The sequence below is a fragment of the Verrucomicrobium sp. BvORR106 genome, from assembly GCF_000739655.1.
Classification (GTDB): Bacteria; Verrucomicrobiota; Verrucomicrobiia; order Verrucomicrobiales; family Verrucomicrobiaceae; genus Verrucomicrobium.
The window spans coordinates 37,789-60,029 of record NZ_BATR01000031.1 but is presented as its reverse complement, the minus strand read 5'-3'; the positions used below and the strand labels follow the sequence as shown (position 1 = coordinate 60,029).

The window sequence follows — 22,241 nt, the reverse complement described above, 5'->3', positions numbered from 1 at the left end:
GGATGAAACCCGGTCGCGGCCACATGGTTGCTGCCATCCCAGCGCACACTTGCGTTGCTTGGAGAAAACTGCTGTAAAGATGCCACGTACCTTTCACCCTCATGCGCGCACGATTCCTTCCATCCCATCAGTCCGCCTCATTGTTGCTGGCAGGCATCACCTCCTGCCTGGCTCTGCCCGCCATGCTGGGTGCGGCAGAGCTCAGAGTGGGCGCGGCCCAGATTAAAATCACGCCTCCGGACGGCATCCCCCTCGCGGGCTATTACAACGAGCGTGGCTCAGAAGGGGTGCTGGACGATCTCTTCGCCCGGGCGCTGGTGTTTGAGAAAGACGGCACGAAGGCCGCAGTGGTCACGCTGGATCTGATCACCACGTCCGCACCCATGGTCGAGGCCACTCGCAAGGTGGTCCAGGAGCAGACGGGGATTCCGGCCGATCATGTGCTGATCACGGCCTCGCACACCCACACCGCACCTGTCATCACGGGACGCGGACCACGCGACAACGTCTTCGGAGGGGGCAAAGACATCACCCGCCAGTACAACGCCAGCCTCCCGGGATTGATCGCAGAGTGCGTGGAGCAGGCTCAGGTAAGGCTGAGCCCTGCATCCCTTTCTCTTGGTCGAGCCTCGGAGAAGAATCTCGCCTTCAACCGGCGCTTCTTTTTAAAGGACGGCTCCGTGGCCTGGAACCCCCGCAAGCAGGACCCAAACATCGTGGAAGCGGCGGGCCCGATTGATCCAGAGGTCCTGGTCTTGGCGGTGAATGATCCCAAGGGCAAACCCCTCGCCACGCTGGTAAACTTCGCCATGCACCCAGACACAGTGGGCGGCACTCGTGTGTCCGCCGACTACCCCGGGGTCATGGCTGGGCTGGTGGGGGCCTGGCGCGGCGGGGAGAGTGTGACCCTCTTTGCCAACGGCGCGTGTGGGAACATCAACCATCGCGATGTGAACTGGGATGCTCCGCAGAAGGGCCCCGGTGAGGCCACGCGCATTGGCACCATTCTCGCGGCAAATGTCTTCAAAGCAGCACGCGAGCTCAAACCCGCAGGCGGTGATCAATTGAGGATCGCTCGCGAAGTGGTGAAGCTTCCTCTGCCCACCATCACGCCAGAGCAGGTGCAGAAGGCGACGACCATCATGCAGGAAGTCATCACGGGAGAGAAGAAGCCGGCGTTCTTGGATCAGGTGGACGCCTTCAAGGTGGTGGATGTGGAGGGGCGCAAGGGAGCCCCGTGGGAGGTGGAGGTACAGGTCATCGCCATTGGGGATGAGGTGGCCGTGGTCAGCCTGCCGGGGGAGATCTTCGTGGAGCTGGGGCTGGATATTAAGAAGCTGTCGCCTTTTAAACACACCTTCATTGCGGAGCTGGCCAACGGCTCCATCGGCTACATTCCCACCAAGCGTGCCTATGGCCAGGGGGCCTATGAGGTGGTCAGTGCCCGTTGTGCCGCAGGCTCCGGAGAGATGTTGGTGGACACCGCAGCAAGGCTCTTGCAGAAGCTCAAGACTGCGAAGTAAAATAGCATGGCCAGCGGTGGGCCTCAGAGTGACCCACCGCGCTGGCAGTTTTGACATCATGCGTCCAGTTATCTTTACCGCAGGTCTGGGGGACATCATTCGCACCTGCTACCTGACCCGCAGCCTTCAGCATCTGGAGGAGGCCTCCAGCCCAGTGCCCGTGGTGGTGGCCTCGCACAATCCCTTTTCGATCGAGCTCTTCCGCTTTCATCGGAACGCCACCCAGTTTGTCCTCTATGATCTGGGGCACAAATACCAGGAACTGGTGGGAAAGAAGCTGAGCCCCCGTGAGATGAACGAAAGGATCTGCCGCTTTGCCGGGGTGGACCATGCCAGTCTTGTGCGGGATCCGGCCAGCCCCGGCTTCCGGCCGGTGTTCAATGCCCCGGACAACGTGGATTCCACCGGGCACATCGTCTTCCAGCCGTTTGCAGGAAACAACCGGTATCGCGGTCTCCCCGCTGGCCTGATGGAGCGCATCGTTCCGGTGTTGCGGGAGCAGCCCTGTCCGGTTTTCCTGGTCACGCGGAGTTATCTCCGGGGGAAGGCCGGTCCGGGGGCTCTGCACGGGGAGGAAGATGCCCACCAATGGGAGGGCGGTAATATCACAGTGCTCGACAGCCTCTCCACGCCGGCGACGCTCAACCTTGTGAAAACCAGCCGTGCGCTGGTGGGCAGCTTTTCCAGCCTGGTGCAGGCGGCCTGGTTTGAGGACAAACCTGTGGCCACCTTCTACCCGGCAGACTGCAAGGATGCCTGCGGGACTCCGCCGTCCCAATATGCCTTTGGCATGAAGCGCGCCGATTGCCTGGGCCGCGCCTTTTCCGAGGCGGTTGTGCATGAACTGCGTACTTTCCTGGCGCGCTGGCAATGATGTCCGGAATCGGTTTCCTCCTTCCCTCTCATGCTTGAAAGGTCCGCCCTCCAGCCTGACCTGGCCCGGGCCACCCGGGCCACGACCGCCTTTGCCAGTGCGTTGATGGTCTGTGCCCTGGCCGGCGCACCGCTGGCTGCCCAGTACGCCGCGACCGCGGCGCTGGGGCTGAGCATGCCCCAACTGCGGGGAGCTTATCCGCAGCGGGTGCTGGTCATGGCGGTGATGATCAGCGTCATCTCCGGGGCAGCGTTTCTGGGAGGACTGGCCGCTCACCATCTGCCGGCCGCGGTGGCTGGCATCGGGCTTCTCGCCTTGTTGAGCGGGGTGTGGCGGCATGTCAGCACGGACTACGGACCGCCTTTGGGGATTGATTCGGCGCTGCTCTTCCTGCTGGCACTGGAAGGGCCATCGCATGGCGCCACGGCGGGGCAGATGGCGTTGTGGACTGCCTTGGGAGGGACGGGTGCGGCTGTCCTCCAGCTGGGGTTGTGGGCCTTTCGTCCGCAGCATCCGCTGCGTCATGCGGTCGCAGATACCTGGGTGGCGGCGTCTGACCTCTACCTTGCTCTGATTCAGACCGGTCAGGGCGTGGGCGATGAGTGGGCGGTGAAACAACGGGTGCTGCGGGACACCCTCGACCGTGCCGCCGCAGCCTTGAACGCGGCGCGGAGCCGCAATAGCCCGGTGCTCATCAGTCACCTGGAGGAGATGGTGCATGAGTCGGCCCACCTCGCTACTCAGGCCGCGGCATGGCACACCCTTTCATACAACCGGATCGTCGCAGACGGACCTGCGGCGGAGCCACCCGGGCGCAAGGCGGCCAGGGAGGCGGTGCTCAAGGAGCTGGCCAACCTGGGCCGGTCCGTGGCCATCACGCTCATCACGCACCAGGAGCGGAATCTGGCCGCCACCCGTGCCCGCATTCAGACCTGCCGCCACCTGATGGAGGTGATGGCCCGCGAGGATGAGGAAGGTCAGGTTCCTGAGGAATTGCCGGGGGCTGGTTCACACCGCCGGCTCTTTGAGGCGATGGGACGCCAGCTCACTTCATTGGAGGCTTCGCTGACTCCCACGGTCGAGCATTCGGACATCCCGGCCACCATCCCCCAGCATCTGCCGGATCTGAGCCGCGCTTCCATGCCCGCTATTGCGTCGTGGTTGAACTCCGTGCCTTTTCCGGATCCTTCACTGGTCCGCTATGCGCTCCGCATGGCCCTGCTCACGACGCTGGCCGTGGCGGCGTATCTGCACTGGGCCGTTCCCCGGGGCTACTGGATGGCCTTCGCCATCATCGTGGTGCTGCAGCCCGATTATGGGGCGACCCGCCAGCGCGCCTTTCAGCGGGTGACCGGCACTGTGGCGGGCGCCTTGCTCGGCAGCGCCACCCTGTTCGTGCCGCTCCCGCAATGGCTGCTGGCGGGGCTGACGGTGTCCGCGGCCTTTGCCTTCGCTTATTTCCTGAAGCGCCGCTACGGCCTGGCGGTGTTCTTTGTCACCACCATGATCGTGCTTCTCACGGAGCTGCATGTGCCGGTCCACCTGGATTTCACGGCGGGGCGTTTGCTCTCGAACCTGGCCGGTGCCGTCCTGGCCCTCGTGGCGGCGGCCTGGTTCTGGCCGGTGTCCGAGCGGCAGCGATTCCCGGGGCTCATGGCCGCCGCGATCCGGGCCAATGCGGCCTATTTTGATGAAGTGGCCCGTGAATTCAGGGCCCGCGGGACTTTTCACCAGCACATCGTCCGGGCCAAGCAGGTGGCGGAACGTGAGGCAAGCCGCGCCGCTGCGAGTCTGCAGCGTCTGCTGGCCGAGCCGGGTGGTGCCCACGACAGCCCCGCTGCCACCGGATTGGTGACCGCCAATGACCGTGTCACCCGGGCCATCAGCGCCCTCGCCGTACAGATGGAGGCGGGGCTCGCCCCGGAGGACTGTGATTGTGCGGAGGTGGTGGCGGAGATCAAAAGCCTCCTCGAAGGCGTGGCGGCGGCAGTGGAAAATGTTGGCAGCAGGCCAATCGAATGCCGCGCAAAAGGCAACCGTTACGAACGGCCCCATGCCATGTTGGCGGTGCTGACCGAAGCCCGGGCGCTGGACCTGGCGGGGAAGGGGGGAGGCGGTAATTCGGTAATTCAGTAAATCGGTGTGTCGGTGTGTCGGTGTGTCGGTGTGTCGGTGTGTCGGTGTGTCGGTGTGTCGGTGTGTCGGTGTGTCGGTGCGGCGGTGCGGCGGTGCGGCGGTGCGGCGGTGCGGCGGTTCCGGGTTGGCTCATGAACCCGGAGGGTTCGCCATGCATAGCCATGGGTCGGCCGAGTGGAGCGAGGACTACCCATGGTATGTGGTGTTGGGAAATCTACCGCGGAGCGGTAGGCCGACAGGGGGACAAGGGGGCTGCTGGGTGCATCGCGGGATGGTCGTCCGGGGTTTGCCATGCGATGGGCATACCGCTCCGCGGTAGCAGGTGATGTGGCGCGTTTCCATGGGTTGCACTCGCTACGATCGTAGACCGTTGGCTCATGAACCACGTGGGATCCGGAGGCCCAAACAGCAGTCTTGATATGAAGAACGACCTGCACCTGGATGCGAAGCATCTTTGGAGTGCGTGCGGGAACCGCCGCTTTTGCTACGCCTTGTGAGGTGCTTGAACCAATAGACCTCCACCGAAGCCCATCGTGCTCGCCCCATTTCCTCCGCTCCACTCAACCGCCGCCTGCTTCACACAGGACTTCCAAAAGCGGTGATGCTCACCGCAGTCCCAAAGCGGCTGCGCCGCCAGGTGTTGGATGCTTGAGGAAGTTTGAATTGCCGAAAGGCCTTTGACATCGGAGGCCGGGTGAATGGCCGCTTTGGCGGCGCTTGGGCCTCTTGCTCTATGCCGCCCTCACTTCTCCTTCCCCAACAACAACCGCAGGCTGTTCAGGCACACCACCACGGTGCTGCCTTCATGCGCGAGCACGCCGAGCGTGAGCGGGAGCCAGCCGAGGATGGACGCCAGCGAAGCCAGGGCGATGGCGCCCAAGGAAATAACGAGGTTCTGTTTGATGACCCGCCGGGCCTTGAGGCTCAGGTCCCTTGCGGTCAGCAGCTTCTCGATGCGGTCCTGCATGAGCACCACGTCGCTTTGCTCCAGCGCGGCATCGGAACCACGTGCGCCCATGGCCACGCTCACATAGGCAGCGGCCAGGCTGGGCGCGTCGTTCACGCCATCGCCCACCATGGCCACCTTCTCACCGGCATCGGTCATGGCCTTGATGGCGGCGACCTTGTCCTCGGGTTTTAGGCCAGCGCGCACTTCATCCAGGCCGATGTCTTTGGCCACCTGCTCGGCGGCAGCGCGTCGGTCGCCGGTGAGCATGATGGTGCGCACGCCCTCGGCATGAAGGCGCGCCAGCACACCCTTGCTGCCCTGCCGGATGGTGTCTTGCAACAAGATCCGTCCCACGCCTTGAGGGCTGAGCACCCAGACTTCCGAATAACCCAGTGGCGTGTCCGGGATCTTGTCGAGCCATTGGGAGAAGTCGCCCTGCTGCATCAGTTCCCGCCGACCCACATAGCAGACCTCTCCATTGACGCGACCTCTCAGGCCCGCTCCCGTGAGACGCTGGAACTCGGTGACGGGATAAGGTTCTAGCCCCAAACTTTTGCCATGCGCGGTGATGGCGCGGGAGATGGGGTGGTTGGACTGGCCGTCCAGGGTGAAGGCAATGCGGGCCACCTCGGTCTCGCGACCGGGTGGGAAGCTCTCCACACTGGTCACGCGGAGCTCGCCCTCCGTGAGCGTGCCCGTCTTGTCCATGGCCACCACATGCACCTCGGCCAGCTTTTCGATGGCCGCGCCTCCGCGGAAGAGGATGCCATGGCGGGCACCCCAGGCGATCGCGGCCAGGATGGCGGAGGGAATGCTCAACGCCAGCGCACAAGGGGACATCACCACCAGCAGCGTCATGGCGCGATAGAAGGCGGACTTCTCCTCGCCGATGTTCTGGAAGGGAGGTTTCCCCAAGGCGAGCCACCAGATGAAGAACATGGCAGCGGTGATGCCCATCACCAGCCAGGTGTAGCGAGTGCCAAACTTGTCGGTGAAACGCTCGCTGGGCGCGCGCAGATGTTGGGCGTGCTGGATGAGGGCGATGATCTTTTGCAGGGAGCTCTGCTCCGCCCGGCGCTCCACCTTCACTTTCACCACCCCCCAGAGGTTCAAGGTACCACTGTACACTTGATCCCCCTTCTGCTTGCCCACGGGTACCGATTCACCGGTGAGATTGGATTCGTCCGCCGCAGTCTCGCCTTCCAGCACGGAGGCATCCACGGCGAAGAGTTCATCCGGTCGCACTTGAAGCGTATCGCCGGGTTGGAGGGAGGCCACCGGGCGGTCTTCCGTCTTGCCATCGGGCAGGACGACGCGCGCCATCTTGGGGGCTGCCTTGGTCAGGGCGTTGATCTCCCGGTGCGTGCGATGCAGAGCATAATGCTCGAGCGCGCCAGAAAGGGAGAACAGGAAAAGCAGCAGTGCCCCCTCATGCCAGGCACCAATCGCCATGGCCCCCACGGCCACGGCCAGCATGAGGAAATGAATGTCGAACTGGCCCTTGAGGACTTTGCCCGAGGCATCTTTCGCAGCGTCCCAGCCCCCGGCGATGATCGACACCACATAGCTGGCGATCCAGAAAGACTTGGGCACGCCGGTATGCTCCAGCGTCCAGCCAGCCACCAGCGCGACACCGCAAATGCCCGCCTGCCAGGCGAGGGTCTGCCATTCCTCCCGGCTGTGGTCTTCCAGCTCATCTGGCTCCGGCCAGGAGAACTCGCGCCACTTCCAAAACCTCGGCGCGGTGGGGCAGCTCGGCTTTTCGATCAGCACTGCATCGTCCGGCAGTTGGCGGACTTGGAGGGAGAAGGGGCCGCCAGGCGGCAGGGTGCCATCGGGCTCACCATGCGCAGACCACTGGGTATCCAGCTCCTTCAGCACCTCGTTGAGCCGCTCCGACAGGGCGGCAGTGTCCACCGTGCCCAGGGTAGCGAGGCTCACCTTGCGCTGCTCTGGGTGCAGGAGGATGGCCTCCACTCCGTGCTCGTTGGCGAGAAACTCCGCCAGCCCGTCCATCCAGGTGACGGGGGAGAGGGCATCAGGGGCGGCGTCTGACATGGGCTGGGTGAAAATGCACGGGCTTCAGAGGCTTGGCAACTGCCTCTTCCGGCATAGCTGGATACGCGTCTGCGTGAGCAGACTGCGCATGGAATCCTCTGTTGGGACAGACTCGCAATCTCTCGAACTCCAGATGGGCCCAGATCGGCTAGCCCAGTGTCTCGAGCTTGAGTCTCTTCCCCTTCTCATGGGATTGGGTGCCCAGTGCGAACCGGAGCAACCTTCCCGTGACCTCACGTGCGTCTTGCTCGGAGATCTGGAACGTGCTCGTGGCCCGCAGGGAGATGCGTTGGTCGGTCTTCTGAAGAGGCGGGAAGACACTCAGAGTGTAGGTGCCGGGATGCAGCTTCACTTCCCCCAGTGAGGTGTCGCCGGCAAACACCTCGATGATCTGTTGTCTCACGTTGGACCAAGCAGGAAATTCGAGGGTGAGATGAAGTGAGGACTGCTTGAGGGTCGAGGGAATAAACAGAGAGCAGGGGTTCTGCAGCCAGCCATCGTCACTCAGGCCTTCGGGGAGCCACGGGTGGAGACTCTTGCGCGGCACCGGTTGGGAAAACTCCAGACCGGGACCACGCTGGCTCAAGAGCATCCTGTATGCCGTGCGATAGTACCTGCGCAGCGTCCATCCGAAGCGCAGATATCGGGAGCCTGCCAGCTGACGGGCCAGCTTTACCTGTCTGATCAGGCCACCAGGCTGGGGTGGAAAAACGGAAAGGGCCAGTGCCTCCTGCGCCCGGGGGCTTTGGGCGGTGGGATCCGCATCAAATTCGCGATGCTTGCCCTGGAACTCCTGCCGGTGGCCGATGGTCTCTTTGTAGAAGTACTGGCAGCCACAGAGCACGGAGAGAGGGAAGCTGCTTGCGAACGCGTTGCTGCATGCGTAGCGGAACTGGCGGCAGAGATCGTAAAAGCGCAGCAGGAACTGATTGTCGTACAGATGGCCGCATGACACGACTTGCAGCCCGCGCGACTCATAGACGGCGTGTTTGCCCTGCTGATAGTCCGCCCAGTACAGGTTGACCACCACCGGGTGGTATTCCTGCGGCAGTGCCATCAGCCAGTCGGCAAATGTGTCATGATCGAAGTCCCGCCGGATGGTTTTGGTCGATTTATGTGGGAAGACGATGGTTCCCCGCCGGGGCCTGCTGCTGCGGCCATGTTTGCGATGATAGAGACGGATGGCGTACAACAGCGTAAAACCAATGGGGTGGGCAGTGGGCATGCCGGCAGCCTCATAAGCCCTGGCGCGTTCCGAGGTAGTGGAGAGAAAGACTGGAAGCCCATCCGTGATGTCCCTCTGGTGAATTTGGTCCACCGCGTAGGGAACGAAGTGTTCCAGCGCGAAGGGCAGCGGCACTTCCTTTGGCAGGCCGGCGTATTCCCGGATGATGTCGCCGATCCCGTAAAACGCGTTTCCGATGTTGTACTCCCACGGAGTAGCCTCAGGCAGTTTGCAGATGAGCTCCGGCTGGTCCTGCTGGTAGAGAAACTGAAAGCTGTCCGCAGAGGGGGGCATCAAAATGAATGAAGAATCAGGCTAGTTTACTCGAACCTCTCCCGTGGCCTGGTAGTGTTGGGTCCATGCGGCGGCGTGCTCGCGGCCCATCAGGGTGCCGTCAATGTTGCAACCGGAACAGGGCTGGTGTGACCGGTCTCCGGCGAGGAGGGCGCTGCGGACTTGGTGCATCTGATGGCTGGACCAGATGTCCAACAGCGTCCGCTCTCCCACTTTTCCGCAGCCGGAGACCTTGGCCCAGTCATTGCAGCAGAGAAGCACGGTGCCGTCGTATTCCACGAAGACGCTGTAGTGTGGGTAGTAACAGGCGTGTGTCTTTGGCGCGGTCAGTTTTTCGATCCCCAGATAACTGAGGTCCACGGTGCCAGCCCGGTTGGAGAGCGTCAGACCGTGATGCTCCTCCGGAGGTTTGTAGCGGACCCGGAGCAGCATCTGGTCGGGGCGCAGTTGGGCTTCCGCCCGGAGAGCGTCAAATTTCACCAGCTGACTCTCATTGTCATACAGGCTCAGGATGAGCACGTGCAGCCCGGCGTCAAAAAGGTCACGGGCCATGCTTACGGTGAGCCGGTCTCCGTTGGAAACCATTTCCATGCGGGCGTGGGGGAGCACGCGATGGATGGTGCGGACGATTTCACGAATCTTTGGATGGAGCAGGGGTTCGCCAAAACCCGAGAGGCTGATTGTGCCCCGCCAGCCCGCTTCGGCAAGTTCGTCCAGCATGCCGTGTAGGAGGGCATCACTGAGGTGCTCGTTCACGTTGGGAAAGAACGAGGCGTCTGACCGGGGGCAGAACTGGCACTTTCTGTTGCAGAGACCCGTCAGACTGAGCTCCAGCTTGGCAAACAACGGCATCCCTGTCCTCGCATCGTGCTGAAGCTGGCTCGCGAAGATCGCCTCCTTCCGCTGGATGTTGGGGTCGATGCGGTGCGCATCAGTGCTCAGCACTCCTGCTATCTGCGAGGGATCTGCAGGGACGGCGTTCACAGTGGGGAGGGGGAAAGAGGCATCGTCATGGCGGCGAGTTCGCGACGCCACGCATCTGCGTACCCGCATTCCGCATAGTCCGGAAACCAGGGGCCGCCGCTGGTGAAATGCAGGCAGGACAGCTCGCTTTCGGGCAGCGGGGGATCGTAGTCCACAAGGTGGTTCCACCGATGCGGAATTTCACCGATCAAATGTTCTCCCTCCAACCAGTTGAAGCGATGAAGATCGAGACCGGATGCTTGATTCACGTACTCCGGAGTCAGCGCGGTGCAGCGCGCGCAGTTCATGAGCATCACGCTGCTCCAGTTTTTCTTGGGGTAGGTTGACTGGGGTTGCCCGAGAAACTTGGTGGTCTCCCGGGGCCTGTGGTCGTGCTTCACCACCTGGACGGCAAAGGCCTCATCCCGCAGCGCCCAGAGGCGGGCGATGTCATCAAGCACAAGGACATCGCAGTCGACAAAAAGAGCCCACCCCTGGAAGTCGCACATCCAGGGAACGAGAAAACGGGAAAACGAGAACTCAGTGGACTGCCGGGCATCTTGCTGCCGGTTGAACACGCCCTGCAGCTGCTGCAGCGACACGGGGGCGATGGAAACGGGCTCGGAAGACCGCGAGGAGATCGTGTGGGCAGTGACGTGCCAGGCAACCGTCTCGCGTGAATCATATCCAACGAACACTCGAATCACAATGACAGGAAATGGGGTGGTGTGACTGGCAGAGGAAGGCGCGACCCAGGAAGAGTTGGTACTACTGACATGCAGACGCCTTTTGCAGTATGCGGATGAATGATTTAAAGGCAAACACGTCATGGAGGATTTATTCGCCAAGCTCTCAGAGGCCACGGTTCATCCCGAACCTTATCCGCATGTCATCATCGAAAACGTCCTTGACGCAGAAACGTGCGCAGCGCTGCTGCGCGAGATGCCCGCCATGGAGGTGCTGACGCGCGGGGAAGCCCCCCGGAGCAATCATCGCTTCTCGCTTTCCGCCTCGGCGGCGCTCAGTGACCCGCGTGTTTCCCCGCGGTGGAAGGACGTGATGCGTGAGGGGATTTCCCAGAAATTTCTTCAGGCGGTCATCCAAAAGTTCTCCAGTCACATCCGACGTGAACATCCCCAGTTTGAAGCATCATTTGGGCCATTGGAGAAACTGGAGGTCACGCATCGCCAGCAGAAGGAACGCCCCCTGCATGCCGTGGGGTTGGATGTGCAGATTGCTGTGAACACCCCCGCCCTCTCGCCCGGGACGACGGTGCGGGGTGGGCATTTGGACAAACCTGACAAGATCTTCACGGGGCTGCTCTATCTCCGCCATGAGGAGGATGAGTCCACGGGGGCCGATCTGGAGTTGCAGGAGATTTTGCCGGGGGAAGTGGTCTTTGGCCGCAGCTTCTCGCTGCCCGGCAGTCAGGTCCGCACAGTGCGGACAGTGCCGTATCGGAACAACACGCTGGTTCTCTTTCTCAACACGCCCCGGTCCGTCCATGCCGTCACGGCCCGCAGCATCGCTGCCTGGCCCCGCTACCACATCAATATCGTGGGGGAGATGCGTGAACCTGTCTTTTCTGTGAAACTGGATCAGGCGGTCGAGCCACCCCCCTCATCGGCCTCAGCGCCGCCGCCCAGCTTAAAGATGGAGCCTCTGCTCGCCAGGTGTGTCAGCGACCAGGCGCTGGAGACGCATCCATTTCCAATGCTGGTGCTGGAGAATGTTCTCCCTGAGAGCTTGTATCGTGAACTGGAAGTGGCGCTTCCCGAGTGTCTGAAAGAAGGCGCCACCATGCGGATCTTTGAGCCAGCGCAGGGGGTGAACCACTACCCTTCAGGGAAGTCCGCCTCGCTTCAGCCCGCCCTGCCGGACAACTCCAAGGGAGCCCGTACTGCCGTCAACCTCCTGGCGGATCCCGGGTTGCCGCAAGTCTGGCGGGATTTTGTCGAAGCCAACCTGAGCCAGGAAGCGCTGTCTGCCTGCCTGAAGCTCTTTGGTGCGGCGATTCTCCGAGAGTATCCGGATTTCGAGCAACGTTTCGGCCCGCTGTCCAGTCTGCGGGCGCGGCGTCGGGGCATTGATCCCGTCGGACCCGGTGATGTGGAGTTGGACGTTCTCATCGGAGTGCAGACTTCCGTGAAGGAGAAAACCTGCGCCCAGCGCGGACCGCATCTGAAGAAGAACAACAAGGTCATCGAGTGCTACCTCTATTTCCGCCCCGATGCGGACAACGGCCAGGACGGTGCGCATGAGTTCTTTGCCATCACAGGCTCTTCCAACCTGCCATTTGGTGCGGGCTGGCAGGCGGATCCAGACAAGCTGGAGCTGGCTCGCGTCGTGCCCTCACGCGGAAATACGATGGTGGCCTGGGTGAACACGCCTCGCTCCATCCAACAGGTGGCTCCCAGAGACCCGTCGCCTTTTGCTCTGCCCTTTGTGGAACTGCTGGTGCAGTTGCCAGAAGCTCTGTTTGAGGTGGAGCGCCTGCCTGCCGCGGGTGAGGGGGCTTGTGACCTGCCGCCAACACAGGGTGCGTCTGACGCATCGCAGCCGGCGGTGGACGGCGTCGAATTCAAATCCGGCTGGCATCTTCCCGAGCGTGATGGCGGGGGCCAGTTTCGATGGATGGGGGCCGGGGCTCCCTCCGTCATGGAAGTGCCTTGGACGTACTCAAGTTCTGGCTTGCTCCAGATCGAGATCCGGCATGCCTTGACGGCAACGGCAGCCTCCAGTTTGGAGATCCGGGTCAACGGGGAAAGCATGCCCATGAAACTGCGACCAGCAGACCATGGGCTCCGCGCCGAGTGCAAAATCGCTTCCAGCGTTCTCCAGGGGCAAAAGAGCCCGACCTCAGCGGTCATTGAATTGCATCTGCCGGAACTGCGGCGTCCTTCCGATGTCAATCCAGCCAGCACCGATTCCCGGCTGGTGGGGCTGGCGATTGGGAGAGTCTCTTTGACTCCCGTCTCGCACCCGCAAGGAACTCCGAAAGAAGCGAGCAAGGGCGGCGACGCGGTGATGCAGGACTTTCTGTTTGAGATTCCTCTTCAAGGCCTGGGAGAAACCGCTGATCAGGCGGGCGGCGGGTCGTGGTTCCGCTGGGCAAGCGCACGCCAGGATTGGTGGATTGACCTCCAACGTCTTCCGGACGGGGGCGCCCGACTGGGCTGCCGGTTCACCGCATTGGGTTCAGGTACGGATGCCCCGCTTCCCCGGGTGGTTGCCAATGGCAGGTCCCTGGCGGTGAAGGCCAGGCTTGAGTCGGGTTTGACCGTCCTGGAAGCAGATCTTTCGCCTCAGTTGCTGGCGAAACGGCCCAGGAGTTTGCGCCTCAAGTTTCAGGCTCAGAGGGGAGGAGCTGCACCGGGGAAGGCGAAGGCATCCCGCTCGCCAGGAGTCTGGCGGAGAGTGAAAGGCTGGTTCAAACGATAGTCTGAGGGGGCGGGTTGGGGCATCGCCGGCCAGGAGCACGGGGGTGGTTTTTCGGGAATACAATCAACCCCGAGGTCCAGTGTCCACCCCGCCCGCTCCTCCCTTTCCTTCGACTTTTCCCCGAACTCGGTTAGACTCCGAGTCCGGCATCTTTCCTGCCGCACCTTTTTCTTTGCCCGTCCTTGCCATGTCTGAGACTCCTGCCGTGCTTCCTTCCATCCTCGCCCTGCGTCCCGCAGAGCTGGAGGTGATCCTGGCGGAGCTGGGGGAAAAGTCCTACCGCCTGAAGCAGGTGCAGGAGTGGGTCTTCCAGAAGAGGGTGGAGTCGTTCGATGCCATGTCGAACCTCTCGAAGCCATTGAAGGAAGCTCTGGCCTCCCGGCTCGCGCTCCGCACCATGACGTATGCCCGGGTGGAAGGCTCGGAGGACACCACGCGGAAGTTCCTTTTCAAGCTGCACGACGGCCGCTTCATCGAGACGGTCCTCATCCCCGCCTCCCCCTCGCTCTATGGCGAGCGGTCGGACCGGCGCACGCTCTGTGTCTCCTCCCAGGTAGGTTGCGCTTATGACTGCAAGTTCTGCGCGAGCGGGCTGGCCGGTTTTACCCGGAACCTCTCGGCCGGGGAGATCGTGGAGCAGATCATTCAGGCGGAGAAGCTGGCTGGGGCACGGGTGGACAACCTCGTTTTCATGGGCATGGGTGAGCCACTGGCCAACCTGACCAACGTGATGCAGGCCATCGAGGTGCTGAACGCCCAGTGGGGCGTGAACATCGGGGCCCGGCACATGACGGTGAGCACCAGCGGATTGGCTCCGCAGATCCACAAGCTCGCCGATTTCCCGCTGCAGGTGCGCCTGGCCATCTCCCTCCACGGGGCGAGCAACGAGGTGCGCAACCAGATCATGCCCGTGAACCGCAAGTACCCGCTGGAGGAGCTCTTCCCCGCGCTGGAGTACTGGAACTCGAAGAAGAAGCAGCGGCTCACCTTTGAGTTCATCCTCATCGACGGGGTGAACGACTCCTTGGAACAAGCGCGCCTGCTGGGTGAGCATGCCTCGCGTCTGGACGCGAAGGTCAATCTCATCCCCTACAACACCGTCGAGGGTCTGCAGTGGAAGCGGCCCAGCGAACGGCGTCAGGACACTTTCCGGGACATCGTGGCCTCTCATGATGTGATGACCACTCTGCGCCGCGAGAAGGGGCATGACATCGCCGCGGCCTGCGGGCAGCTCCGCCTCAAGCAGGAGACGGAGGAGGGCATCATCACCAGCCCCGTGCCGGAGAAACGGAAGACCATTTCGTCAGGGGCTTAGACCCGTACGACACCGGGGCATTTGCTCCGCGGTACATCAAATCGGGTCCCACCTGGGGGAAGAAGGCCATCTGAGATGACGTAGTGCCCATGTGGCGGCGCGCCACACGGTCCCGTCGATCTTCTCAGCTTCCGAAACCTATGAAACAACCTCGGTTCCTCCTGGCCCTGCTGCCGCTTGCCCTCCTCGCCGCACCTCTGCGTGCCCAGTCGCCTGCCGCTGATGCAGACGGTTTTGCGCCCCTGTTCAACGGCAAGGATCTGAGTGGGTGGGTGCCATGCAACGTGGCGGAGGACACCTTCCGGTGGGAAAACGGCATGGTCATCACCACTGGCCAGCCCACGGGGTTCATGCGCACGGGCAAGGTGTACGAGAACTTCATCATCGAGCTGGAGTGGCGGCATCTGAAGGAAGCCGGGAACAGCGGGCTCTTCATCTGGGGCGAGGGCCTGCCGGCTCCCGGTGTGCCTTATGCCCGCGGCATTGAGGTGCAGATCCTCGACCTGGGTTATGAGAAAAACAAAGGGGCCAACGAGTGGTTCACCTCCCACGGCGATATCTTCCCCATCTGGGGCGCGACCATGACCCCGATCGGCCGCGTGGCCAAGACCGGGAAACGCAGCTTCCCGATCGAAAACCGCGTCAAACCCTCACCCGAATGGAACCACTACCGCGTGGAGTGCAAGGACGGTGAGATCAAGCTTTCCGTGAACGGCAAGGAAGTGACCGTGGGCAAAGACTGCTACCCGCGTAAAGGGTACATCTGCCTGGAGAGCGAAGGCAGCGAGGCCCACTTCCGCAATGTGCGCATCAAGGAACTGCCCTCCTCCGGTGCCAAGCCCGAGCAGTCCGCCCGTCTCTACGAGGGCTACAAGCAGCTCTTCGACGGCAAAGGCCTCGCAGGCTGGAAAACGCCGGATGAGGTGAAGGCGGTGTGGTCCGCCAACGGAGCCACCTTCAAGGCCAAGGCAGCAGAGGGCAAGACGCTGTGGACGGAGCGGGAGTTTGGTGACTTCACCCTGTGCGTGGACAGCAAGACGCCCAAGTCGGGCACGGCGCTGCCGCTCGGAGGGGTGCTTCTGCGGGGGCTGGCCACGGAATCACCGGACCTGAAGGCCGCTCTGCAGCCTCTGGCGCAGGTCGAACTCAAGCCGGGCGCATGGAATCGTTATTTCATCACGCTCAAAGGGGACCGTCTCACGGTGGAACTCAATGAGAAGGCCGTGCTCGACAACGTCGCGCTGCCTGGGCTGGCCGCGAAAGGTGCCATCGGCCTTCAGACAAGTGCCGAAGGCGGGGAGTACGGCAATGTTTTCGTGAAGGAGCTGTAAGAATCAGATTCAGCAGAATCCCCTCGATCCCTTCTCCATTTACCCGCCGGATGCGACGCTCCGGCGGGTTTTTTACTTTTCAAGTGTGTAGAGAAGGAGTTGATTGCTGACCGTTCGTTGACGGAAGGCGATTTCGTGTCCTTGTGGCATATGGTATTCGCCCTGAATTGCTCAACTCCACCGCTTTGCCCTCACCGTGTCTCTGCTTGATTGTCTAGGATTTTCTGGTAGTTAGAGCCTCTAGGTCAATGCCGTCCGAATGCCTTGATGCAACGACTCCTTAAGTTTTCATGCCACCAATGCGGCGCCAAGCTGGCGGTCCCGCTCCAGATGGCAGGCTTGAGTGACAACTGTCCCAAATGCGGGGCGTTGGTGACCTCGCCTTCTGTCCCTGCGCAGGCGGCACCTGCCCAAGCCCAAACCGCCCCTCCTCCAGCGGCGGCCCAGATTCCTGCGCCAGCACCTGCCGCGACCGAATGGAGCGCCGAGCAACTGGCGGATGCGTTGCGCCCCAAAGCGGCCAAAACGCCAGCCGTCGGAGTGGAGAAAGCCCCAGAACAGGCCCCGGCGGTCGCTTCCGCGGCGGCTTTACTGGATCCTGCGCCTCCCGCACCGCAAGGGCTTCCCCGGTCTGAACCGCTGCCTGCGGCTCCATCTTCGGTGATCGAGAAGGCGGCCGTGTCCGACTTTGCGCAAGCATCGGCGGCGGCCACGCTCGCCACGGTGGCAGCAGAGCTTGCCCCGGTGAGTGCTCCTCAGATAGCCCCCACTCAAGAGCCGGCCTCTGCTCCCGACTCTGCCCCGGAAGCTCTGAGCGAGCCTGGGGCTGAGGGAGCGTCTCTGAGCCCGGAGGAAACGGCTGCGCCCAAGGTCGAACCTGATCTTTTCGGGGCTGGCTTCACTTTCCCCCCTGCGCCCCAGATCAAGGGGTTGAATCCAGAGCCGTCGCCGCCGATCCCGGCGGAGGCGGAGATCAAGCCTGCTGCTTCCTCTGCGCAGGAGAATCCGTCCGCGACTTCGTCCTCCCGGCCAGGCACAGCGAGATCGCAGGAGGGACGGATGCGTTCCAAGTTGCAGTCCATTTCCCGGCTATCCGGGGAATCGGCGGCGGCTGAGCAGGAAAGTAAGCCCAAGTCTGAAGCAGGCCCCCTCGGCAAGAAGGCATCGAGAGCGGTCGCCGCCGCATCTGCTCCTGCCCCTGAGCCCACGATGGCCCCAGTGGCCAGTGCGTTGGTGCCCGAGAGCCTCCCCGATGAAGAGACCGCCGAGGCGGCGGCCCAGCCCGGAATGGGTGAGATGCTTGCCACGGGAGCTGCGCTTGGCGGATCGCTCAACCTTCCTGGTCAGGATTCACGTCCATGGCTGCACGTCCCGCTGGTCATGGTGGGCACCTCACCTCGCCGTGAGCGCCGTCTGCGGCTCAACCGCATCGCGATGATCGGGGTGGTGAGCTTCCTCATGGTGGACCTGCTCCTTCTGCTTTGGTTTTGCCGGAAGCCCATCGCCTCCTGGCTGAGCAGCCCCAGCCAGGCGACGGTGTCGAACCAGCCCGCGCCATCATCGGACCCGGGTTCCGGGGCAACGGATTCCGTCCCGGTCTCAGCAGGGGATACGCCTTCGATTCCGACGGATCTAGCTCCGTCTTCTCACAACCCGGCCACGGTCGCGCCAGAAGTCGCTCCCAAACCCGCTGTGGAAGAAGCTCCGGTGCCGATGGCCATCCCTGTCACGGACTTCCCTGGTGAGCCCTCCCAGGCGGGAGCGTCCATTCCGGCCTCCGTGCCCACGGCTGCGCCAGCCCCGGCTGCCATCCCTGTTCCTGCACCCGATGCGACGGCTGTCCCTGCTCCGGCTCCGGCATCGGTCCCTGCCTTGGCTGGCTTCCCCGGTGATCCCCCGGCCCCTGCACCCATGATCGCTCCGGAAGCGGTGGCGGATCAGCCGCCTGCGCCAGCTACCACCCCGGAAGCGCCCACCACAATGACGCTCGCCAACAGCCCGCCGCCGATCCCGCCCCCCTTGCCGGCGGATCTGCCTGCGGGCTTGGGTGCCCCAGTGGAACCTGCCCTGGCTCCGGGTGAAGTGCCTTATGGAGGACTGCCTCCTCCCCCTCCGGACATGGCCCTGCCCAATGGCCCCCTCCCGGACATGTCAGGTCCTGCCGTGACCTTGGTCACCACTCCTGCCACCAACGTAAAGGTGAGCAAACTGCCCAAAGAGGCGCAATCTGCGGTCGAAGTGCTGCAAAAGTTCCTGGATGCCCCCACTTGGCGCGACCGGCTGACCCTGGTCCAGAAGGCGGATTCGCTCAAGGCCGCTCTCGACAAGAATCCGGGGCATTTCGCAGAGGGGCCCATCCGCGTCGGTCAGATCGACTTTGTGGACCGTTACGTGAACAAGAACGGCGTGCCTCCGTACTGCATGTTTGAACTGAGCGGTGGGTCCCTGGAGCATCCCGTCCTGACGCTCGTCGAGCAGTCCACCAAGTCCGGCGTGCGGGTGGACTGGGAGGCCTTCATGGACTTCAAGGACGACTTGATGCTCAAGTTCCTGGAGACCAAGGGGGCTCCCAACTCAAAGTTCCGCGTCATGCTCCGGAGAAAGCACTACTTCGACAAGGACGTGCCTGAAGTGACTTCGAAGGACGCCTTTGAGGTCAAGCAGCCCCACGGGCATTTCCAGGGGCACATCTTTTTGCCCAAGAAGTCGTCTCTCGCCCAGCAGCTGGCCAATCAGCTAGGCTGGGGCATGGACATGCCCGTCATCGCTGAGCTGGGCTGGAAGACCGATGGCAAGAACCAATGGGTGGAACTCGTGGCCATCAGCAGCTACGGCTGGAGAGGATAGGCAAAATGCGGAATGGGGCAGGCGGAACTCGGAATGTTTAGCAGTGAGCCTCTTTCGAGCCCATGCGGGCTGATTTCGGGAATTGGCTTACCCCTTGCCCGTCTTCCCTTATCCCTCTCCCCCTCACTGCGTACTACTCTGGAACCACTCGCGTTCGCCGCGGAGGATGGAGATGACCTCTCCAGCGAGGTAGAGTGAGCCGGTGACCAGAACCCGTTCTGAGTTGTGGCGGGCCTTGGCGAGGGCGTCTTCGATCGTCTCGTGAACGCTGCAGTTCACGGCATTGGCGTAAAGGTCGGCCAGTTCCTTGCGCAGATCCTCCGGGGCCATGGCGCGGGGGCTGTCGAACCGGGTGAAATGCCAGTGCGAGGCGATGGGCTGGAGGGAGCGCATGACGGCCTTGGCGTCCTTGTTGGACACCGCGCCGAACACGACGCTGGCTTTTTCGCCTGGAAAGGCCTGATGCCACGTACGGACAAGGGTCTCTGCCGCGTCCGGATTGTGCGCTCCGTCGATGACCAGGCGATCCTGCTCCTCCCGCTGGAAACGGGCGGGCCATTCTACGGTCTTCAATCCCACACGCAGCACGGGCTCGCTGGCCCGGAAGCCGGCGGCCTTGAAGGCGGCCACTGCCAGGGTGGCATTCCAGAGCTGGTGCTGGCCAAAGAGGCCGAGCTGGTACCCTCGCAGCGGCGTGGTTACGATGGAAAGAGGCGCTCCGCGTTCGCGGGCGGTGTCAGAGAGCACCTGCATCACCTCGGGCGCTTGCTTGAGCGTGATGACGGGCACTCCCGGCTTGATGATCCCGGCTTTCTCCGTGGCGATCTCCCGCAGGGTGGAGCCCAGATGCTGCTGGTGGTCCAGGCTGATGCTGGTGATGACACAGGCGGCTGGCACCACGGAATTGGTGGCGTCCAGGCGTCCGCCCATACCCGTCTCCAGCACCACCCACTCCAGCTCCCGCTTGCGGAACCAGTCCAGCGCCAGGGCGAAGGTGAGTTCAAAAAAGGTCGGATGAGGGTCCCAGCCCTCCACCCGCTTCTTGATGGCCTCCACCTCCTTGACGATCTCCTGGGAGGTGATGGTGCGCTCGGCATCCCGCACTCGTTCCCGGTAGTGCACCAGGTGGGGAGACGTGAAGAGCCCGGCATTGACCTCGGCGGCCTTCAGCAGGCTGTGCAGAAACGCGCAGACGCTGCCCTTGCCATTGGTGCCCGCCACATGGAAAAACTTCTGTCCGCCCATCGGCAGCTTCATGTCATCCAGAAGCTTGCGCGTGTTTTCCAGCCCCAGCTTGATCCCAAACAGCTGGGTGCCGTAGAGCCAGTCAAGGGCCAGTCGTTCCTGTTGGGCTTGTTGCAGCACAGTCGAATCCTAGCAGCTAAGGGGCAGGAGTCATCCCGGAATTGGGTGCTTATGGTAATTTAACGTCGGTTTGGCCACGGCCTATCGCGATCCGCGGGAGTTTGTTCGAGATGCCTCTGAGATCGGGCTTGCGTTGACCGGTGTGTTTGGCGCAGACTTTTTCACACCAGCGGCCGGTTGTTCACACTTCCTGTGCATCTGAACCTTTCTGCCCCCATCAGGCATCCCCCCTGCCCATGAATGGATCAATTAAACTATTCCTGTTGTTTTTCGTCCACGCTCTTCCCGGGCTGTCTGGGTTGATGGCACGTGAACCGGTGAACGAGCAGGAGGTGGCGGCGGCGATCGAGGCGTTTCGAAAGATGGATGAGTGGGACATCCAGGCTTTCCAACCGATCGTGGCCGAGGACATGGCGGAACTTCAGATGTCAATTGGCGCCCTCGCTGAGGGAAGCGCTTTATCGCTAGATAGGGATTCAAATGTCTTTGCGGCCCGATCAACCCGTGAAGGGTTGCAGCGGATCAGTCAATTTTGCAGACACATCTCTCGCAAGCTGCCGCAAGTGATCACCTGCAATCTGGAGGTCTTTGAATCCGATTTGCCCATGGATGGGGTACTCCTTGATTCATTGGCAACAAGCCAGGATCACGGGACCTATGCCGCGGCTTTGCGCGCGCAGGCAGCCAAAGGTCAGGCCAGGCAAATTGCTTTTCTTCGAGGAAGAGGACAAAGCGGCGAGCCACTCAAGTTTGAACAGGCGGGGGATGATGACACCCCTGCAATCAAGTTCGAGGTCACACCCACCTTGGGCGAGTCTGACGCAGTTGATGTGAAAATCGACCTCCAGGTTCGTAATGCCCCGTCGCCAACCAACAGAGCGGACCACCTTCAGCAGTTGGCGACAGTAAAAGCCTCGTTCAAATCACGAATTGGAGCGAGCCGTGCTGTTGCCATGTGGAAGCCTGCAGAAGATGGCCGCGATGTGACTCGCACGGCCATTCTGGTGGTTGATGCATTCCCGTTGTTGGCAGCGAAGGCGGAGCGGAAGGAAACACTGAAGCGCCAGCTTGATAGCGGCAAACGGCCAGGCACTTCGGAGATCAAGGTGCCCGCGGGCATGGAACTTCGAACGTTTCCCTGTCCCTGGAACTTGTTCGAGTATTGGGACACGGCGTCGAAGCCTCAAGGAGTGGTGGATCCCTTTGCAAGTGCTGGCGAGCAGGTGACCGTGGCCGACAAGGGCTCATGGCAGACTCGATCAGTTGAAGAGGTGCTCAAACTTCAAGGCATTCCCCAGCCAAAAGGTTCAAGGGCATACTGGCACCCGCCAACGGCAAGGCTGGTGGCCATCAACACTGCGGAGAACCTGGAGATGATCAAGGTTTTTGCGGAGTCCACGAGCAGGTTGGCTCCCATCACCATGGTGCACGAGTTTCTCGTGGTCCAAGGGGAGCGTACGTTGATGCAATCTCTCGCAGATGAGACACACGGACAGGCAAGTCATACCGCAGCTTGGAAGCGGATGCTCGCTCTGTTGGAGAAGGGGGATCTAAAGCGCACCGGATTTCTGCGATCAGAAACTTGCAGTGGGATCCGCTTGTCCCTCTTTGCGGGCCTGAGCAGGGGTGAATCTGAGCCAAGTGAGGAGTGGGCACCTGTCAAAAACGGTACTCGGTTGGCAGTGGATTCGGTCATGCAACCGGACGGGCGCTCGATCGACTTGAATCTGGTCATTGGGCAGCATCGGCCGCCGGCGCCTCTTGGATCATTGACTACTGCAACTTCACTTGTCACCGGCAGTCCCCGGCTGGTCCATCTGTGGAACTTGCCGGATCGTGACACGGCGGGCAAGTCGATCTCCCAGGCAGCCTTTCTTCGGGTAAGCAGCCTGAGCCTCAGTAACTAGCTCACGGGAAGCC

At 62.2% G+C, this 22,241-nt stretch carries 13 protein-coding genes; 8 read left to right on the top strand and 5 right to left on the bottom strand.

Going from position 1 to position 22,241, the window contains the following annotated elements; translation table 11 throughout:
* Positions 1-101 precede the first annotated feature (101 nt).
* Genes BV106_RS05205 through BV106_RS05195 form a run of 3 tightly spaced genes read left to right on the top strand, consistent with a single transcriptional unit; the run spans position 102 to position 4,533 of the window.
* The gene (locus BV106_RS05205) at positions 102-1,523 is read left to right on the top strand and encodes a neutral/alkaline non-lysosomal ceramidase N-terminal domain-containing protein (RefSeq protein WP_038161528.1); all 1,422 of its coding nucleotides are present in this window, start codon (positions 102-104) and stop codon (positions 1,521-1,523) included.
* A 58-nt stretch (positions 1,524-1,581) separates the two neighbouring features.
* Positions 1,582-2,397 carry a hypothetical protein gene (locus BV106_RS05200; protein ID WP_038161525.1) on the top strand — a complete coding sequence of 272 codons (816 nt, stop codon included), beginning with the start codon at positions 1,582-1,584 and terminating at the stop codon, positions 2,395-2,397.
* Between the two features lie 30 nt (positions 2,398-2,427).
* On the top strand, positions 2,428-4,533 hold the full coding sequence (locus BV106_RS05195) for an FUSC family protein (RefSeq protein ID WP_038161523.1): 2,106 nt from the start codon (positions 2,428-2,430) through the stop codon (positions 4,531-4,533).
* 742 nt (positions 4,534-5,275) lie between these two features.
* On the opposite strand, the gene BV106_RS05190 is transcribed toward BV106_RS05195, so the two are convergent.
* The 4 genes from BV106_RS05190 to BV106_RS05175 form a co-directional block, all read right to left on the bottom strand.
* Entirely contained in the window at positions 5,276-7,540 is a 2,265-nt protein-coding gene (locus tag BV106_RS05190) for a heavy metal translocating P-type ATPase (RefSeq protein ID WP_051945132.1), read from the bottom strand.
* A 148-nt stretch (positions 7,541-7,688) separates the two neighbouring features.
* Positions 7,689-9,059: a hypothetical protein gene (locus BV106_RS05185; RefSeq protein ID WP_038161520.1), complete on the bottom strand. Its 1,371-nt coding sequence runs from the start codon at positions 9,057-9,059 to the stop codon at positions 7,689-7,691.
* A gap of 21 nt (positions 9,060-9,080) precedes the next feature.
* On the bottom strand, positions 9,081-10,043 hold the full coding sequence (locus tag BV106_RS05180; protein ID WP_038161517.1) for a radical SAM protein: 963 nt from the start codon (positions 10,041-10,043) through the stop codon (positions 9,081-9,083).
* Positions 10,040-10,729 carry a glycosyl transferase gene (locus BV106_RS05175; protein WP_038161516.1) on the bottom strand — a complete coding sequence of 230 codons (690 nt, stop codon included), beginning with the start codon at positions 10,727-10,729 and terminating at the stop codon, positions 10,040-10,042. Before BV106_RS05175 ends, BV106_RS05180 begins: the two co-directional genes overlap by 4 nt.
* Positions 10,730-10,850: 121 nt before the next feature.
* Here BV106_RS05175 and BV106_RS05170 point away from each other — a divergent pair, with 121 nt between their 5' ends.
* From BV106_RS05170 to BV106_RS05155, 4 genes are all read left to right on the top strand, one after another.
* Positions 10,851-13,463 carry a 2OG-Fe(II) oxygenase gene (locus BV106_RS05170; RefSeq protein WP_038161513.1) on the top strand — a complete coding sequence of 871 codons (2,613 nt, stop codon included), beginning with the start codon at positions 10,851-10,853 and terminating at the stop codon, positions 13,461-13,463.
* A gap of 187 nt (positions 13,464-13,650) precedes the next feature.
* Positions 13,651-14,778 carry a 23S rRNA (adenine(2503)-C(2))-methyltransferase RlmN gene (gene rlmN, locus BV106_RS05165; protein WP_051945129.1) on the top strand — a complete coding sequence of 376 codons (1,128 nt, stop codon included), beginning with the start codon at positions 13,651-13,653 and terminating at the stop codon, positions 14,776-14,778.
* Between the two features lie 140 nt (positions 14,779-14,918).
* The gene (locus BV106_RS05160; protein ID WP_038161510.1) at positions 14,919-16,109 is read left to right on the top strand and encodes a DUF1080 domain-containing protein; all 1,191 of its coding nucleotides are present in this window, start codon (positions 14,919-14,921) and stop codon (positions 16,107-16,109) included.
* A 267-nt stretch (positions 16,110-16,376) separates the two neighbouring features.
* Complete coding sequence (locus tag BV106_RS05155) at positions 16,377-18,956, top strand: hypothetical protein (protein ID WP_265595356.1); 2,580 nt, start codon at positions 16,377-16,379, stop codon at positions 18,954-18,956.
* 123 nt (positions 18,957-19,079) lie between these two features.
* Here BV106_RS05155 and BV106_RS05150 read toward each other — a convergent pair whose 3' ends face one another.
* Entirely contained in the window at positions 19,080-20,321 is a 1,242-nt protein-coding gene (locus tag BV106_RS05150; protein ID WP_051945126.1) for a folylpolyglutamate synthase/dihydrofolate synthase family protein, read from the bottom strand.
* Between the two features lie 236 nt (positions 20,322-20,557).
* Here BV106_RS05150 and BV106_RS05145 point away from each other — a divergent pair, with 236 nt between their 5' ends.
* On the top strand, positions 20,558-22,228 hold the full coding sequence (locus tag BV106_RS05145; protein ID WP_038161503.1) for a hypothetical protein: 1,671 nt from the start codon (positions 20,558-20,560) through the stop codon (positions 22,226-22,228).
* Positions 22,229-22,241 lie beyond the last annotated feature (13 nt).

What these genes read in the sequence shown, in the direction of transcription:
- BV106_RS05205 (WP_038161528.1), top strand. Translation starts at nt 102, where the DNA reads ATGCGCGCACGATTCCTTCCATCCCATCAGTCCGCCTCATTGTTGCTG.
- BV106_RS05200 (WP_038161525.1), top strand. Translation starts at nt 1,582, where the DNA reads ATGCGTCCAGTTATCTTTACCGCAGGTCTGGGGGACATCATTCGCACC.
- BV106_RS05195 (WP_038161523.1), top strand. Translation starts at nt 2,428, where the DNA reads ATGCTTGAAAGGTCCGCCCTCCAGCCTGACCTGGCCCGGGCCACCCGG.
- BV106_RS05190 (WP_051945132.1), bottom strand. Translation starts at nt 7,540, where the DNA reads ATGTCAGACGCCGCCCCTGATGCCCTCTCCCCCGTCACCTGGATGGAC.
- BV106_RS05185 (WP_038161520.1), bottom strand. Translation starts at nt 9,059, where the DNA reads ATGCCCCCCTCTGCGGACAGCTTTCAGTTTCTCTACCAGCAGGACCAG.
- BV106_RS05170 (WP_038161513.1), top strand. Translation starts at nt 10,851, where the DNA reads ATGGAGGATTTATTCGCCAAGCTCTCAGAGGCCACGGTTCATCCCGAA.
- rlmN (WP_051945129.1), top strand. Translation starts at nt 13,651, where the DNA reads ATGTCTGAGACTCCTGCCGTGCTTCCTTCCATCCTCGCCCTGCGTCCC.
- BV106_RS05160 (WP_038161510.1), top strand. Translation starts at nt 14,919, where the DNA reads ATGAAACAACCTCGGTTCCTCCTGGCCCTGCTGCCGCTTGCCCTCCTC.
- BV106_RS05155 (WP_265595356.1), top strand. Translation starts at nt 16,377, where the DNA reads ATGCAACGACTCCTTAAGTTTTCATGCCACCAATGCGGCGCCAAGCTG.
- BV106_RS05145 (WP_038161503.1), top strand. Translation starts at nt 20,558, where the DNA reads ATGAATGGATCAATTAAACTATTCCTGTTGTTTTTCGTCCACGCTCTT.